Below are 16,313 nucleotides of genomic sequence, written 5' to 3'. Positions count from 1 at the left end.
GAAACCAGCATCTGTTGAAATAGCCGCATATTCTACCCGTTATCGTCTGACACGCCAAACCACTGATGATACCAACGAGGTAAAATTTGCTCCCGCAGGCTGATCGCCTGCCAGCCCTGTGTTGAAAAATCCAGCGAAATTTGCCCCTGATGCGGGGTATCACACCACCGGTAACCCTGTTGCAGATAGCGTTGCTTCACCTTCCATGACGGCAATCGCCAGGCGTTATAGCGTGAGGCGGAGACCAGCGCCACGTTGCCACTAACGCGCTGAAGTAGCGCCAGTGAAGAAGAGGTACTGCTGCCATGGTGTGGTACCTGGATTGCCGTCGCCGAAAGATGCTGCCAGTAATGACTGAGCATTTTCAGTTCCGCGGGGGACTCTATATCGCCCGTCAGCAGAATACTGTGCGTACCATCATCAATCTTTACGACGCAAGAGTGATTATTCCCCTGCGTCGGGTCTCCTTTTAACGGCCAGTGCACGCTAAAACGCAGTCCCTGCCATTGCCACGTCTCACCGCGGTAACACGGCAGATGCCCCTGCCAGCCTAACGGACTGCGCACCCAAAGCGCTGGCCAGGTTGTCTGCAAAGAGTGTAGTCCACCGCGATGGTCGAGATGCTCATGGCTGAGAATAATCCCCTCTGGTTGCAAGTGGTGCCAGCGCAGCCACGGAATGATTATCTGTTGGGCGCTGTCACCTCCCGGCCAGGCCAGCCCGGTATCGTAGAGTAACGCTTTACCATTACGGACGATAACTATCGCTAACCCCTGCCCGACATCCAGCATGTGCACCTGCCAGGCGTCAGTGCGCACCGGACTCCAGAACGGCCAGCTCAGCAACGCCAGCGTCGCCAGACACAGGCCGGGGAAAACGCGCCAGGCGATAAATCGCCAACCGGGTAGCATCAGCCAAGGGACAAAGACCAGCCACTGCCAACGGGCATCAACGTTGATCCACCCCGCAGGCAAGTGATTGAGCGCCCAGAATAATGCAGCCAGTGAGCGATCGGCCAGATACCAGAGTCCGCCCTCAAGAAGCAGCGGACCAGTGAGATGGACCACCATTCCGGCGAGGATCAGCGGGACGCTGACAAACGTAACCAGCGGGACAGCAAACAGATTCGCAGCAAACGACGTCAGGCTGATACCGTGGAACAGTGCGATTTGTAGCGGCATAAGCAGCAAGGTAATCCCCAGTTGCAGATGTGCCAGTTCAACCAGCAAGCGCCCGGCACGTGATGTGGGACAGGCGGGGCAAGGAAACCATTGGTACCAGAATAACAGCGCCGCAACGGCAAAGGCCGAAAGCCACAGGCTTTGCGAGATCACGGCGACGGGATCAACAACCAGAATAGCCGCCAGACAGCAGCACCAGACTGACCATCCGCTCCATTGCCGCCCGCATAATTTCAGTGCCCCCCACACCAGCAGCGCCACCACCGTACGTAGCGCCGGAGGCTGTAACCCGGTCAGCCAGGCGTAAAACGCAGCGCAAATAAGCCCACCAATCACAGGATGTTGCCAGCGAATTGCACTGATCGGCAGCAGAAACTGCACGCCGCGAATCAGAGCTGCTGCCAGTAAAGCTGCAAAAGCGATATGCAGGCCGGAAATTGCCATCAGATGCGCCGTGCCGGTATCTCGCATGATCGCTTTGACTTCCTGTGGCACCAGCAGGCGCTCCCCCATCCCCAGACCTAGTATCACCTGCTGCCAGGGATAGTTTTCCAGAGAATCCGTTAACGAGGCAAGATAGCGCGCTCGCCAGCTGCATTTGCTGTCGACAATCTTTGCCTGTAAAAATCGGCCAGTGAGCGGCTGATGCTGTGCCAGGGCATAACGCTGACTATCAAATCCGCCGTCATTTAACTCGCCGTGCATGGCACGGACCTTCAGCGTCATCGCCCAACGTTGTCCCGCGCACGGCGCGATTGGCAAATATTGGTTATAAAGCACAATACCGACGGCAGGGAAAAGCCGATGCCCATTAAGATGCGTGATCAGCCCGGCATGTGTCGTCATGCTATCCGTGGCCGTCAGCTCAACGATGGTCTCCTGCGTGGCGGCGGGCAACGTATTTCCCGCCCACAGCGACTGTTTCGCCGCCATGACGCCCCAGAGAAAAAACAGCAGGAGAAGCCCAGCGTACTGTGCCACTTTCCAGCGGAGCAGACCGAGCAGACAGGCCAGCACAAACAGGATGCTAACAAGCCATCCCCCCGGCAGCGCAGGTAGCAAAAATAAAGGGAAAATCCCCCCTAATGCACACAGACTGACCGTCGTTAATTTCATACACACCTCCGTGTTGGCGGCAGTGTGCGGGTCTGAACCGGGATTGTCAGGAGGAGAATGAAGGATTTACGGCCATGATTCCGCGATTTTCATCGCCGCCCGGCAATGTGCAACATGAAATGCGAGCGGCATTCCAGGGTTGAAAAGCAGGCAAGAAAAAAGCACCGTAAAGGTGCTTTTCTGAGGTTACGTTGTGCGAAAAACTTAACCGTAAATATTGGCGCGATCGCGCAGTTCTTTACCCGGCTTAAAGTGCGGAACGTATTTCCCTTCCAGATCCACTTTGTCGCCAGTCTTCGGGTTACGCCCGGTACGTGGTGCACGGTAGTGCAAAGAAAAGCTGCCGAAACCGCGGATTTCAATACGCTCGCCCTGTGCAAGAGTCGAGGCCATATGCTCCAGCATCTCTTTGACCGCATCTTCAACCGCTTTCGCGGGAATATGAGATTGCTGAGTGGCAAGTCTTTCAATCAATTCTGACTTGGTCATGATTCCTCCGGTTCCAATAAGCTGCTGCTGTTGCATTGATTAAGGGCGGCCGTAGCCGCCCTTTGTCATTGATTACAGAACGAATTCTATAATCTGTCAAGTATTCTCATCTGACTTCAGGACGAAACCTCCCAAAGTATCAAAGAATTACTCGCCTTTAGCTGCTTTGAAAGCTTCAGCCATTGCGTTGTTGGAGAAGTTTGCATCTTCCTGTTTGTTAACAGTTGCGATGGCATCTTTCTCATCAGCTTCGTCTTTAGCACGAACAGACAGGCTGATTGCACGGTTCTTACGGTCAACGCCGGTGAATTTAGCTTCAACGTCGTCACCCACGCTCAGAACCAGGGTAGCGTCTTCAACGCGGTCACGGGATGCTTCAGAAGCGCGCAGGTAACCTTCAACGCCGTCAGCCAGTTCTACGGTTGCGCCTTTCGCGTCAACTGCAGTCACTTTACCGTTTACGATTGCGCCTTTCTTGTTCAGTGCAACCCAGTTGTTGAACGGATCTTCTGCCAGCTGTTTAACGCCCAGAGAGATACGCTCGCGCTCTGCGTCAACCTGCAGAACAACTGCTGCGATTTCGTCGCCTTTTTTGTATTCACGAACTGCTTCTTCGCCTGCAACGTTCCAGGAGATGTCAGACAGGTGAACCAGGCCGTCGATGCCGCCGTCCAGGCCGATGAAGATACCGAAGTCAGTGATAGACTTGATTTTACCTTCAACACGGTCGCCCTTGTTGTGGGTTTCCGCGAACTGCTGCCATGGGTTAGATTTGCACTGCTTCAGGCCCAGGGAGATACGACGACGTTCTTCGTCGATATCCAGAACCATAACTTCCACTACGTCGCCAACGTTAACAACTTTGGACGGATGGATGTTTTTGTTGGTCCAGTCCATTTCGGAAACGTGAACCAGCCCTTCAACGCCTTCTTCGATTTCAACGAAGCAGCCGTAGTCGGTCAGGTTGGTTACGCGACCGGTCAGTTTAGTACCTTCCGGATAACGCTTAGCGATAGCTACCCACGGATCTTCGCCCAGCTGTTTCAGGCCCAGAGATACACGGGTACGTTCGCGGTCGAACTTCAGCACTTTAACAGTGATTTCGTCGCCAACGTTTACGATTTCGCTCGGATGCTTAACGCGTTTCCATGCCATATCGGTGATGTGCAGCAGGCCGTCAACGCCACCCAGATCAACGAATGCACCGTAGTCAGTGAGGTTCTTAACGATACCTTTAACTTCCATGCCTTCCTGCAGGTTTTCCAGCAGCTGATCGCGCTCTGCGCTGTTTTCGGATTCGATCACGGCACGACGAGAAACAACAACGTTGTTGCGTTTCTGATCCAGCTTGATGACTTTGAATTCAAGCTCTTTGCCTTCCAGGTGCAGCGTATCACGCACCGGACGAACGTCTACCAGTGAACCTGGCAGGAACGCACGAATACCGTTCAGCTCAACAGTGAAGCCGCCCTTAACTTTGCCGTTGATAACACCGGTAACAGTTTCAGCATCTTCGTAAGCTTTTTCCAGCGTGATCCATGCTTCGTGACGTTTCGCTTTTTCACGAGACAGCAGTGTTTCACCGAAGCCGTCTTCTACTGCATCCAGAGCAACATCAACTTCGTCGCCCACCTGGATTTCCAGTTCGCCAGCCGCGTTTTTGAACTGTTCTGCAGGAATTGCAGATTCAGATTTCAGGCCTGCATCAACCAGAACAACGTCTTTGTCGATAGCAACAACAACACCGCGAACGATGGAACCCGGACGGGTTTCGATTTCTTTTAAGGATTCTTCAAACAGTTGAGCAAAAGATTCAGTCATGTTTAATCTTCAGGTTTCATATTTAACGTCCACCTGGCTCCGTGCCGGATGGGGTTGTTTAACATACCCGCTGTCATTCCATTGCAACGGGGGTACTGCAAATTCGGTCGCTCTTAAGCGAGTGCCAGTTTTTGGCGCGCGTATTGTAGCGCTTTTTCAATCACTTGCTCAATGCTTAATCGTGTGGAATCTAAAACTAAAGCATCAGCAGCGGGAACCAACGGCGCTACAGCACGGTTTCGGTCGCGATCGTCACGTTCTTTGATCTCGGCCAAAAGGCGTTCAAAGTTAACACTAAAGCCCTTCTCCTGCAACTGTAGCATACGGCGATGTGCACGTTCTTCCGAGGAGGCGTCAAGGAAAATTTTGACCGGCGCATCCGGGAAAACTACCGTCCCCATATCACGTCCATCAGCGATCAGTCCGGGTGCTTCACGGAAAGCGCGTTGACGACGCAGCAGTGCCTCACGTACGCGAGGGAATGCGGCGACCTGAGAGGCGGCATTGGCGACTTCCTGCGTGCGGATTTCACCGCTGACGTCTTCCCCTTCAAGGATCACTTCCAGATTTCCGTCGGTTGAAACAAAGCGGACATCGAGATGGGTTGCCAGCGGAACCAGCGCGTCTTCCGATGCAACATCAACATGATGATGTAATGCCGCCAGCGCCAGCACGCGATAGATTGCGCCAGAGTCCAACAGATGCCATTGCAATGCTTCCGCCATCGCTTTGCACAAGGTGCCTTTTCCTGCACCGCTTGGGCCATCAATGGTAATTACCGGGGCAATTGCCGTCATCTTTATCTCCTTAAACAGGCGTTCTGTTAACGTAAACGCCGCGCATTATACGCGCCAACGCCCACAATCGTTAACGTTGTGTGCAAAAACCGATTTAGTCTGTCACCAGGTGAAGAATAATTGCGCAATTATAGCGGGCCGGGGAGAAACCAGCCCGAAAGATGACAATGTTTTACTTTTTATCTTCAGCGATACGGTCACGCATATGCTGAGCACGGTCGGCTGACGCCGGGTGGGAATCCATCAGGGATTTAGCGTGGCCGGCATCCATTGTGGCTAACTTATCGAATGCGCTCACTAACCCCTGCGTATTGATGCCACGTTTTTTCATCAGGTCATAGGAGAAGTCATCAGCCTCAGATTCCTGACTGCGGGAGAACGCCGAGTTGATCACCCCTTCAGCCAAATCGCCTAACTGCGACTGAGAGAGTTGTGAAGCCACGCCGCTGGTGGCAGAAATCGCATCACGCGCGGCCAGGGTAGCATAAGCCGTCTGCATTGCTTTGCGGGAATGCCCTAAAGAGACGTGACCTAACTCGTGACCTAATACCCCTTCGATTTCATTATCGGTCATCAGATCCATCAAACCGGAATAGACGCGAACACAACCGTTCGCCATTGCCCACGCATTGACGTCAGAAGTGATGTAGACCTTATAATCGACCGGAGTACCATCAATATTATTTCCCAGAGCTTTGGCAATCTTACCCAGACGCCTGGTGTATTTACTGCTTTTTCCCGCAAGTTGATTCTGGCTATCCATCTGTTTGCAGGCGTTGCTGGACAACGTTTTGACATCGGTATCAGAAAGCGTGGCTGCTTTATAGGCCGACATGCCCGAACTGGCGAGCATGTCACCATTAACGCCATTTTTACATCCCGCCAGCAGCGCTGCGGATACTGCAATAGTAATCAGGAGTGATTTATTTTTCATGCTAATCTTCCGTTGATATTTATAATAAAACACATATAAATCAAAATATTAAATCATCAACACGTTAGCATTAGCAGTAACAGGAAAAAAGTACAGATACAGACGATATCGCGCCAGCCAGTTGACCGGCGCGAAGAGAGAAATCAGGCAGGGGTACTGATACGCGCCAACTGTTCGAAATAGTCAGGGAAGGTTTTGGCGGTACATTTCGGGTCAAGGATCGTAACCGGCGTATCAGATAACGCCACCAGCGAGAAACACATCGCCATACGGTGATCGTTATAGGTGCTAATGTCGGCAAACTTCAGGTGTGCCGGCGGCGTGATGCGAATAAAATCATGCCCCTCTTCCACTTCCGCGCCGACTTTGCGCAGTTCGGTCGCCATCGCAAACAGACGATCAGTTTCTTTCACCCGCCAGTTATAAATGTTGCGAAGCGTTGTCGTACCTTTGGCAAACAACGCGGCTGTCGCGATAGTCATGGCGGCATCCGGAATATGGTTCATGTCCATATCGATGGCATTCAGTTCGCCACGGGTACAGGCGATAAAGTCGTCACCCCAGGTGACGGTCGCGCCCATTTTCTCCAACACATCGGCAAAACGGATATCGCCCTGCATGCTGTTGCGGCCAATCCCGGTCACTTTCACCGTTCCACCTTTAATGGCGCCTGCCGCGAGGAAATAGGAGGCCGATGAAGCATCTCCTTCAACCAGATAATGACCTGGAGAGTGGTACTGCTGACCGCCTTTGACCACAAAGCGCTGATAGCTCTGGTTCTCTATCTCAACGCCAAAGGTTTTCATCAGGTTCAGCGTGATATCAATATACGGTTTCGACACCAGATCGCCTTTGATACTTATCACCGTATCCTGGGGTGCCAGAGGCGCGGTCATCAGCAGCGCAGTGAGAAACTGGCTGGAGACGCTGCCGTCAACCTCAACCTGTCCGCCGGTAAATCCGCCACGCAGTCGAAGCGGCGGATAGTTTTCCTGCTCCAGATACTCAATGTTCGCCCCGCCCTGACGCAGCGCATCCACCAGATGACCAATCGGGCGCTCTTTCATACGCGGTTCACCGGTCAGCACAATATCGTTTGCGCCAAGGCACAGTGCGGCGGCCAGCGGTCGCATTGCCGTTCCGGCATTGCCCAGAAACAGCTCTAATGCGCCTTCGGCGTGCAGCGGGCCTGCGTTACCCGTGATTTCACAGCGGGTGCGATCCGCAGAAAGAGTGTAATCAATCCCCAACGCACTCAGGGCATTGAGCATATGGCGAACGTCATCGCTGTCTAACAGGTTGGTCAGCTCTGTGGTGCCATGAGCTAACGCCGCCAGTAACAGCGCGCGGTTTGATACGCTCTTCGAGCCTGGCAGATTAATCGTGCCATCGACCCGTGCGATGGGTTGTAACGTCAGGGATTCCATGAAACTCAACTCTCAAAAGACAGAAATAAAAACCCCACAGACAAGGCTGTGGGGATGAAAAGAGACAGCTGATTAGCCGCGACGGCGCTCGAAATCAGTCATGAAATCGGCAAGCGCTTTTACCCCTTCCAGCGGCATCGCGTTATAAATGGAGGCACGCATTCCGCCGACAACGCGGTGGCCTTTCAGCGCGTGCAGGCCCGCAGCAAAAGACTCTTCCAGGAAGAGCTTATCCAGCGCGCTGTCAGCTAACTGGAACGGCACGTTCATACGTGAACGGTTCGCTTTCGCGACATCGTTACGATAGAAGTCACTGTTATCAATCACACCGTACAGCAGTTCTGCTTTTTGCTGATTGATTTTATCCATCGCCGCCACGCCACCATTGGCTTTCAGCCATTTGAACACCAGGCCGGAAAGATACCAGGCGAAGGTCGGCGGCGTATTGAACATCGAGTCATTGTCGTTCAGAACGGAATAATCGAGGATCGACGGACACGCCACATTCGCTTTACCCAGTAAATCTTCGCGTACGATGACGATAGTCAAACCCGCCGGGCCAATGTTCTTCTGTGCGCCCGCATAAATGATGCCATAGCGTGAAACATCCAGCGGTCCGGAGAGAATGGTTGAGGAGAAATCAGCGGTCACCACCACATCGGAACCAAAATTGGGCGTTTCGTTAATTGCGATGCCATCGATGGTTTCGTTCGGGCAGTAATGCAGATACGCTGCATCAGCAGAAGGCTGCCACTCACTCATCGGCTTCACGCCGCGCAGGCCATCGACCGAAACTTTGGCGTCAATCACATTCGGCGTGCAGTATTTTTTCGCTTCTTTGACGGCGCTGGCTGCCCAGTAGCCTGCATCAACGTAGTCTGCCGTGGTTTTGTCGCCCAGAATGTTCAGCGGAATGGCAGAAAACTGGCCACGACCACCGCCGTGACAAAACAGCACTTTGTAGTTGGAGGGGATATTCAACAGATCGCGAAAATCCTGCTCCGCTTCTTGCGCGACCTGGATGAATTCTTTGCCGCGGTGGCTCACTTCCATGACGGACGTACCAAGACCGTTCCAGTCACAAAGATCCTTTTGAGCCAGTTTAAGCACGTCTGCCGGTAACATTGCCGGACCTGAACTAAAATTGAAGACCTGAGCCATTTCCCCTCACCACGTTGCGTTGTTATTAACCCAATCTCTTTTCGTACATGAACAGAGATTGGGTATAAGTTATTCCTGTGGATATCGGTTTTATCATTCAGTGACACGCGCCGCAATGGCTAAAACAAACTCGAGTAAAAATGAGTGTTCGCTCACACAACAGAATCTTCGGGATTGACGATAAAAGACCGATATTTTTGCTGTCAGACGACCCGTTTTGCCCGACTGGCCTTCGACCATTCTGGATTTTTACACCGCGGGCACGCCTGACGATCGCCGGCTTTCATTGTGATCACTTCACTGCATCGCACACAGGAATACTCTCCCGCTTCAGGAACGACTTTATAACGTTGCGTACAATACTTCGGCAAAATGCTTAAGCCAGGCTTTACCTCACTGTCTTCAAAGAAATAAACGCTGATCTGACCATTCGTTTCAAGGATCGCCAGGCGCACCTGTCCCAGTTGCTCAACGCCATTCAGTCGCAGCTCCATGAAAAACTCGAACTCGGTCATATTTGACTGGTTCAGTTTTTCCCACGCCAGCTCGCCATCTTCAATAATCACGACGGGCTTACCTTCCAGTAAATCTTCCAGTTTTTCACTGCGCGCCATCAGCCACATCACCAGACGGTACAGCAGCGCGAGGGTAATGAAGACCACCAGTACTGGCAACATCGGGACATCATCATAAAAGGCCACGTCACCCGCCGCCGACCCCAGCGTTAAAATAATCAGCACTTCGAAGAGCGACATCTGTCGCACGCCGCGTCGTCCTGTGAGTTTGAGAAACAGATAGACCAGTACGAAGGTATACAGACTGCGTAAAGCCACTTCACCGAGGAATTCCATCGGCACTTTATCGAGTGCCATCCGTTGTAAATCAAACGCTTTCATTTTTATGCTCTTATGGTGGATCACTGCCTACAAGCATAGCCAAAACTTTTATTTGCGCCGCGTCAGTGGCGGCGATAGCGTCAGTCACGTAAAACCCGTATCATTGCGCGCTTTCCGTACGACAAAAGTGATTTTCATGACGCAAACATTTATTCCCGGCAAAGACGCCGCACTGGAAGACTCCATCGCTCGCTTCCAGCAAAAACTGCTCGACCTCGGTTTCCATATTGAAGAGGCCTCGTGGCTGAACCCGGTGCCGAATGTCTGGTCCGTACACATTCGCGATAAAGAGTGTGCGCTGTGCTTTACCAACGGCAAAGGGGCGACGAAAAAGGCCGCGCTGGCCTCGGCGTTGGGCGAATATTTTGAGCGTCTGTCAACCAACTATTTCTTTGCCGATTTCTGGCTGGGTGAAACCATCGCCAATGGCCCGTTCGTGCATTATCCGAACGAGAAATGGTTCCCGCTGACCGAAAATGATGACGTACCGGACGGTCTGCTGGATGCCCGCCTGCGTGCCTTCTACGATCCCGAGAACGAACTGACCGGCAGCATGCTGATCGACCTGCAGTCTGGCAACGAAGAGCGTGGTATCTGCGGCCTGCCGTTTACCCGCCAGTCGGATAACCAGACCGTCTATATTCCAATGAACATTATCGGCAACCTGTACGTCTCAAACGGGATGTCCGCCGGTAACACCCGTAACGAAGCGCGCGTGCAAGGGTTATCTGAAGTCTTTGAGCGTTACGTGAAGAATCGCATTATTGCCGAAAGCATCAGCCTGCCGGAAATTCCGGCCGACGTGCTGGCACGCTACCCGGCGGTGGTGGAATCTATTGCAACGCTGGAAGCGGAAGGTTTCCCCATCTTTGCTTACGACGGTTCTCTGGGCGGTCAGTATCCGGTGATCTGCGTTGTGCTGTTCAATCCGGCTAACGGCACCTGCTTCGCCTCTTTCGGCGCACACCCTGATTTTGGCGTCGCACTGGAACGTACCGTGACGGAACTGCTGCAGGGCCGTGGTCTGAAAGATCTCGACGTCTTCACGCCGCCGACCTTCGACGATGAAGAAGTGGCTGAGCATACCAACCTGGAAACACACTTCATTGACTCCAGCGGTCTGATCTCCTGGGATCTGTTCAAGCAGGATGCCGACTACCCGTTCGTTGACTGGAGTTTCTCCGGTACCACAGAAGAAGAGTTTGCCACCCTGATGGCGATCTTCAACGCGGAAGATAAAGAGGTGTACATCGCCGATTACGAACATCTCGGTGTCTACGCCTGTCGGATCATCGTTCCTGGGATGTCTGATATTTATCCTGCTGAAGATCTGTGGTTAGCCAATAACGCCATGGGCGTCCATCTGCGCGAGACCCTGCTCTCACTGCCGAATAGTCGCTGGGATAAAGAAGACTATCTCAACCTGATTGAGCAACTCGATGAAGAAGGGTTTGATGATTTCACCCGCGTTCGTGAACTGTTAGGCCTGGCAACCGGTTCAGATAACGGCTGGTACACCCTGCGTATTGGGGAACTGAAAGCAATGCTGGCGCTGGCAGGTGGTGATCTGGAACAGGCACTGATCTGGACCGAATGGACGATGGAATTTAATACGTCGATCTTTAGCGCCGAGCGGGCGAATTATTACCGTTGCCTGCAAACGCTGTTACTGCTGTCGCAGGAAGAAGAACGTGAACCGCTGCAATATCTGAACGCGTTTGTCCGTATGTATGGCGCAAATGCCGTCGAAGCCGCCAGTGCAGCATTGAGCGGTGAAGCCGCCTTTTATGGTCTGCAGCCGGTTGACAGCGATCTGCACGCATTCGCATCACACCAGTCGCTGTTGAAGGCCTATGAGAAGTTGCAGCGTGCAAAATCTTCATTTTGGTCAAAATAAAGCCAATCAACCTACGCTGAGTAGGTTTAAATAATCGTCTGGGCTATATTACGGGGCGCGCTAAGCGCCCCTTTTTATTTATTTTTGAATATCCCAAAATAAATGTAATAACAAAGTTAAATGTTGGTAGTTGATATTACATAATTTAATGGATAGTTGTTACTTTATCTGCCAATTACTCCATATTAATTAACTGGCTAACAGACGTAGGAAGGAAAATTTTCAACTCATTTGCTAAAATTTAAAATTTATTTTTATCATAAAAATCAATTAATTACTCCGTAATTGCATAAAAACCATGCGTATTACGGGCCTATAAGCCAGGCGGGATATGATCTACATCAATTTCTCATCTATAATGCTTTGTTAGTATCTCGTCGCCGACTTAATAAAGAGAGAGTTAGTGTGAAAGCTGACAACCCTTTTGATCTTTTACTCCCTGCAGCAATGGCCAAAGTGGCCGAAGAGGCAGGTGTCTATAAAGCAACGAAACATCCGCTTAAGACTTTCTTCCTGGCAATTACTGCCGGTGTGTTCATTTCCATCGCCTTTGTTTTCTATATCACTGCAACGACCGGTACAGGTACGATGCCCTTTGGTATGGCGAAACTGATTGGCGGTATCTGCTTCTCTCTGGGGTTGATTCTTTGCGTCATCTGCGGTGCAGACCTCTTTACGTCAACCGTGTTGATTGTCGTTGCCAAAGCCAGTGGCCGAATCACCTGGGGTCAGTTGGCAAAAAACTGGCTCAACGTCTATTTTGGTAACCTGATTGGTTGCTTGCTCTTTGTGCTATTGATGTGGCTTTCCGGCGAATATATGGTCGCCAACGGCCAGTGGGGACTGAACGTCCTGCAAACCGCCGACCACAAAATGCACCATACTTTTGTTGAAGCCGTCAGTCTCGGTATCCTCGCAAACCTCATGGTATGCCTGGCTGTATGGATGAGCTACTCAGGCCGTAGCCTGATGGATAAAGCGTTTATCATGGTATTACCGGTTGCGATGTTTGTTGCCAGCGGTTTTGAGCACAGTATCGCAAACATGTTTATGATTCCGATGGGTATTGTAATCCGTGATCTCGCAACACCGGAGTTCTGGAGCGCAGTTGGCTCGACGCCGGAAAGTTTTTCTCACCTGACCGCGATGAACTTCATCACTGATAACCTGATTCCGGTTACGATCGGTAACATTATCGGCGGGGGTTTGTTGGTTGGGTTGACATACTGGGTCATTTATCTGCGTGACAACGATCATCATTAATTGATGTCGCGATACACGCAGTAAATAAAAAATCCACTTAAGAAGGTAGGTGTTACATGTCCGAGCTTAATGAAAAGTTAGCCACAGCCTGGGAAGGTTTTACCAAAGGTGACTGGCAGAATGAAGTAAACGTCCGTGACTTCATTCAGAAAAACTACACTCCGTACGAGGGTGACGAGTCCTTCCTGGCTGGCGCGACTGATGCGACCACTGCACTGTGGGACAGCGTAATGGAAGGCGTTAAACAGGAAAACCGCACTCACGCGCCTGTTGACTTTGACACCTCTGTTGCTTCCACCATCACTTCTCACGACGCTGGCTACATCAATAAAGCGCTCGAGAAAATTGTTGGTCTGCAAACTGAAGCTCCGCTGAAACGTGCGATCATCCCGTTCGGTGGTATCAAAATGGTTGAAGGTTCCTGCAAAGCGTACAACCGCGAACTGGACCCGATGCTGAAAAAAATCTTCACTGAATATCGTAAAACCCACAACCAGGGCGTTTTCGATGTTTACACCAAAGACATTCTGAACTGCCGTAAATCCGGTGTTCTGACTGGTCTGCCGGATGCCTATGGCCGTGGCCGTATCATCGGTGACTACCGTCGCGTTGCGCTGTACGGTATCGACTTCCTGATGAAAGACAAATACGCTCAGTTCGTTTCCCTGCAGTCTGACCTGGAAAACGGCGTAAACCTGGAAGCGACTATCCGTCTGCGTGAAGAAATTGCTGAACAGCACCGTGCGCTGGGTCAGATCAAAGAGATGGCTGCGAAATATGGCTGCGATATCTCTGGTCCGGCAACCAACGCTCAGGAAGCGATTCAGTGGACTTACTTCGGCTACCTGGCTGCGGTTAAATCTCAGAACGGCGCGGCAATGTCCTTCGGTCGTGTCTCCACCTTCCTGGATGCATACATTGAACGTGACCTGAAAGCAGGCAAAATCACTGAACAAGACGCTCAGGAAATGATTGACCACCTGGTCATGAAACTGCGTATGGTTCGTTTCCTGCGTACGCCTGAATATGATGAACTGTTCTCCGGCGACCCGATTTGGGCAACGGAATCCATCGGTGGTATGGGCGTTGATGGCCGTACTCTGGTTACCAAAAACAGCTTCCGCTTCCTGAACACCCTGTACACCATGGGTCCGTCTCCGGAGCCGAACATCACCGTTCTGTGGTCTGAAAAACTGCCTCTGAACTTCAAGAAATTCGCCGCTAAAGTGTCCATCGACACCTCTTCTCTGCAGTACGAGAACGATGACCTTATGCGTCCGGACTTCAACAACGACGACTACGCTATCGCTTGCTGCGTAAGCCCAATGGTTGTTGGTAAACAAATGCAGTTCTTCGGTGCGCGTGCAAACCTGGCGAAAACCATGCTGTACGCGATCAACGGCGGCGTTGATGAAAAACTGAAAATGCAGGTTGGCCCGAAATCTGAGCCAATCAAAGGCGACGTGCTGAACTATGACGAAGTCATGGAGCGCATGGACCACTTCATGGACTGGCTGGCTAAGCAGTATGTCACCGCGCTGAACGTTATCCACTACATGCACGACAAGTACAGCTACGAAGCCTCTCTGATGGCGCTGCACGATCGTGATGTTATTCGCACCATGGCATGTGGTATCGCAGGTCTGTCCGTTGCGGCTGACTCCCTGTCTGCTATCAAATATGCGAAAGTTAAACCGATTCGTGATGAAGACGGTCTGGCTATCGACTTCGAAATCGAAGGCGAATACCCGCAGTTTGGTAACAACGACGCGCGCGTTGATGACATGGCGGTTGACCTGGTTGAACGTTTCATGAAGAAAATTCAGAAACTGAAAACCTACCGTGATGCTATCCCGACGCAGTCTGTTCTGACCATCACCTCTAACGTTGTGTATGGTAAGAAAACCGGTAACACCCCAGATGGTCGTCGTGCTGGCGCGCCGTTCGGACCAGGTGCTAACCCGATGCACGGTCGTGACCAGAAAGGTGCTGTTGCCTCTCTGACTTCTGTTGCTAAACTGCCGTTTGCTTACGCGAAAGATGGTATCTCTTATACCTTCTCTATCGTTCCGAACGCACTGGGTAAAGACGACGAAGTTCGTAAGACTAACCTGGCCGGTCTGATGGATGGTTACTTCCACCATGAAGCGTCCATCGAAGGTGGTCAGCACCTGAACGTGAACGTGATGAACCGTGAAATGCTGCTGGACGCGATGGAACATCCGGAAAAATATCCGCAGCTGACCATCCGTGTATCTGGTTATGCAGTACGTTTTAACTCCCTGACGAAAGAACAGCAGCAGGACGTTATTACCCGTACCTTCACTCAAACCATGTAATGTGTTTTGACTGAAATCACGCGGTAAAAGGCGTACAATAAAGGCTCCACGTAAGTGGGGCCTTTTTAACAGGTCGTTTCCCGACTGCAGCCTGTTTTGTCAGCTATCTATACTCAATGGATAACCGCCAAAACAGACTCGACACAGCCAATGAGCTGTGCACCAACACGGCCCCGGATGGGCCACATCTGGAGAAACACCGCAATGTCAGTTATTGGTCGCATTCACTCCTTTGAGTCCTGTGGTACCGTTGACGGCCCAGGCATCCGCTTTATTACCTTCTTCCAGGGCTGCCTGATGCGCTGTCTGTATTGCCACAACCGCGATACGTGGGACACGCATGGCGGTAAAGAAGTCACCGTTGAAGAACTGATGAAAGAGGTCGTGACCTATCGCCACTTTATGAACGCATCCGGCGGCGGCGTAACGGCGTCAGGCGGTGAAGCCATCCTGCAAGCGGAATTTGTCCGTGACTGGTTTCGTGCCTGTAAGCAAGAAGGTATCCATACCTGTCTGGATACCAATGGTTTTGTTCGCCGCTACGACCCGGTGATTGATGAACTGCTGGAAGTCACCGACCTGGTGATGCTCGACCTCAAGCAGATGAATGATGAGATCCACCAGAACCTGGTCGGCGTTTCCAACCACCGTACGCTGGAGTTCGCCCGCTATCTGGCAAACAAAAATATCAACGTGTGGATCCGTTACGTCGTGGTACCTGGCTGGTCCGACGATGACGACTCCGCGCACCGACTCGGTGAATTTACCCGCGATATGGGCAACGTTGAAAAAATCGAGCTCCTGCCCTATCACGAACTGGGTAAACATAAATGGGTGGCGATGGGCGAAGAGTACAAACTCGATGGTGTACATCCACCGAAGAAAGAAACGATGGAACGCGTTAAAGGCATTCTTGAGCAGTACGGGCATAAAGTGATGTATTGATTGCGTCTTTTAAAAAGGCTATCCGACGGGTAGCCTTTTTGCTTTCT

The 16,313-nt window shown here is 51.7% G+C and carries 12 protein-coding genes; 4 read left to right on the top strand and 8 right to left on the bottom strand.

Annotated elements, in window-relative coordinates; all coding sequences use genetic code 11:
- Positions 1 to 32 precede the first annotated feature (32 nt).
- From HVZ37_RS08160 to HVZ37_RS08125, 8 genes are all read right to left on the bottom strand, one after another.
- Positions 33 to 2,297: a ComEC family protein gene (locus tag HVZ37_RS08160; protein ID WP_181628308.1), complete on the bottom strand. Its 2,265-nt coding sequence runs from the start codon at positions 2,295 to 2,297 to the stop codon at positions 33 to 35.
- A 204-nt stretch (positions 2,298 to 2,501) separates the two neighbouring features.
- A complete protein-coding gene (gene ihfB / locus HVZ37_RS08155; RefSeq protein WP_002463068.1) occupies positions 2,502 to 2,786 on the bottom strand; it encodes an integration host factor subunit beta in 285 nt (94 codons plus the stop codon).
- 147 nt (positions 2,787 to 2,933) lie between these two features.
- Entirely contained in the window at positions 2,934 to 4,607 is a 1,674-nt protein-coding gene (rpsA, locus tag HVZ37_RS08150) for a 30S ribosomal protein S1 (RefSeq protein ID WP_042320207.1), read from the bottom strand.
- Between the two features lie 113 nt (positions 4,608 to 4,720).
- The gene (cmk, locus tag HVZ37_RS08145; RefSeq protein ID WP_042320210.1) at positions 4,721 to 5,404 is read right to left on the bottom strand and encodes a (d)CMP kinase; all 684 of its coding nucleotides are present in this window, start codon (positions 5,402 to 5,404) and stop codon (positions 4,721 to 4,723) included.
- Positions 5,405 to 5,576: 172 nt separating this feature from the next.
- A complete protein-coding gene (locus HVZ37_RS08140; protein ID WP_043001193.1) occupies positions 5,577 to 6,338 on the bottom strand; it encodes a M48 family metallopeptidase in 762 nt (253 codons plus the stop codon).
- Positions 6,339 to 6,481: 143 nt separating this feature from the next.
- Positions 6,482 to 7,765, bottom strand: a complete 1,284-nt coding sequence (aroA, locus tag HVZ37_RS08135; protein ID WP_044256343.1) for a 3-phosphoshikimate 1-carboxyvinyltransferase — start codon at positions 7,763 to 7,765, stop codon at positions 6,482 to 6,484.
- A 72-nt stretch (positions 7,766 to 7,837) separates the two neighbouring features.
- Positions 7,838 to 8,926 carry a 3-phosphoserine/phosphohydroxythreonine transaminase gene (serC, locus tag HVZ37_RS08130; RefSeq protein WP_043001195.1) on the bottom strand — a complete coding sequence of 363 codons (1,089 nt, stop codon included), beginning with the start codon at positions 8,924 to 8,926 and terminating at the stop codon, positions 7,838 to 7,840.
- Positions 8,927 to 9,129: 203 nt separating this feature from the next.
- Positions 9,130 to 9,822 (bottom strand): DUF421 domain-containing protein, encoded by a 693-nt coding sequence (locus HVZ37_RS08125; protein WP_043001196.1) that lies wholly within the window; start codon positions 9,820 to 9,822, stop codon positions 9,130 to 9,132.
- A 136-nt stretch (positions 9,823 to 9,958) separates the two neighbouring features.
- Here HVZ37_RS08125 and ycaO point away from each other — a divergent pair, with 136 nt between their 5' ends.
- From ycaO to pflA, 4 genes are all read left to right on the top strand, one after another.
- Complete coding sequence (gene ycaO / locus HVZ37_RS08120) at positions 9,959 to 11,719, top strand: 30S ribosomal protein S12 methylthiotransferase accessory factor YcaO (RefSeq protein WP_043001976.1); 1,761 nt, start codon at positions 9,959 to 9,961, stop codon at positions 11,717 to 11,719.
- Positions 11,720 to 12,124: 405 nt separating this feature from the next.
- The gene (focA, locus tag HVZ37_RS08115; RefSeq protein ID WP_043001197.1) at positions 12,125 to 12,982 is read left to right on the top strand and encodes a formate transporter FocA; all 858 of its coding nucleotides are present in this window, start codon (positions 12,125 to 12,127) and stop codon (positions 12,980 to 12,982) included.
- 56 nt (positions 12,983 to 13,038) lie between these two features.
- Complete coding sequence (gene pflB / locus HVZ37_RS08110; protein ID WP_043001198.1) at positions 13,039 to 15,321, top strand: formate C-acetyltransferase; 2,283 nt, start codon at positions 13,039 to 13,041, stop codon at positions 15,319 to 15,321.
- A gap of 204 nt (positions 15,322 to 15,525) precedes the next feature.
- Positions 15,526 to 16,266 carry a pyruvate formate lyase 1-activating protein gene (pflA, locus tag HVZ37_RS08105; protein WP_043001199.1) on the top strand — a complete coding sequence of 247 codons (741 nt, stop codon included), beginning with the start codon at positions 15,526 to 15,528 and terminating at the stop codon, positions 16,264 to 16,266.
- Positions 16,267 to 16,313: the final 47 nt, after the last annotated feature.

This window comes from Citrobacter sp. RHB35-C17 (assembly GCF_013816795.1).
Classification (GTDB): domain Bacteria; phylum Pseudomonadota; class Gammaproteobacteria; order Enterobacterales; family Enterobacteriaceae; genus Citrobacter_A; species Citrobacter_A amalonaticus.
Note: the sequence above shows the minus strand (reverse complement) of the source record. Positions and strands in the feature narration are given on the sequence as shown.

What these genes read in the sequence shown, in the direction of transcription:
- pflA (WP_043001199.1), top strand. Translation starts at nt 15,526, where the DNA reads ATGTCAGTTATTGGTCGCATTCACTCCTTTGAGTCCTGTGGTACCGTT.
- rpsA (WP_042320207.1), bottom strand. Translation starts at nt 4,607, where the DNA reads ATGACTGAATCTTTTGCTCAACTGTTTGAAGAATCCTTAAAAGAAATC.
- pflB (WP_043001198.1), top strand. Translation starts at nt 13,039, where the DNA reads ATGTCCGAGCTTAATGAAAAGTTAGCCACAGCCTGGGAAGGTTTTACC.
- HVZ37_RS08140 (WP_043001193.1), bottom strand. Translation starts at nt 6,338, where the DNA reads ATGAAAAATAAATCACTCCTGATTACTATTGCAGTATCCGCAGCGCTG.
- HVZ37_RS08125 (WP_043001196.1), bottom strand. Translation starts at nt 9,822, where the DNA reads ATGAAAGCGTTTGATTTACAACGGATGGCACTCGATAAAGTGCCGATG.
- serC (WP_043001195.1), bottom strand. Translation starts at nt 8,926, where the DNA reads ATGGCTCAGGTCTTCAATTTTAGTTCAGGTCCGGCAATGTTACCGGCA.
- ycaO (WP_043001976.1), top strand. Translation starts at nt 9,959, where the DNA reads ATGACGCAAACATTTATTCCCGGCAAAGACGCCGCACTGGAAGACTCC.
- cmk (WP_042320210.1), bottom strand. Translation starts at nt 5,404, where the DNA reads ATGACGGCAATTGCCCCGGTAATTACCATTGATGGCCCAAGCGGTGCA.
- aroA (WP_044256343.1), bottom strand. Translation starts at nt 7,765, where the DNA reads ATGGAATCCCTGACGTTACAACCCATCGCACGGGTCGATGGCACGATT.
- ihfB (WP_002463068.1), bottom strand. Translation starts at nt 2,786, where the DNA reads ATGACCAAGTCAGAATTGATTGAAAGACTTGCCACTCAGCAATCTCAT.
- HVZ37_RS08160 (WP_181628308.1), bottom strand. Translation starts at nt 2,297, where the DNA reads ATGAAATTAACGACGGTCAGTCTGTGTGCATTAGGGGGGATTTTCCCT.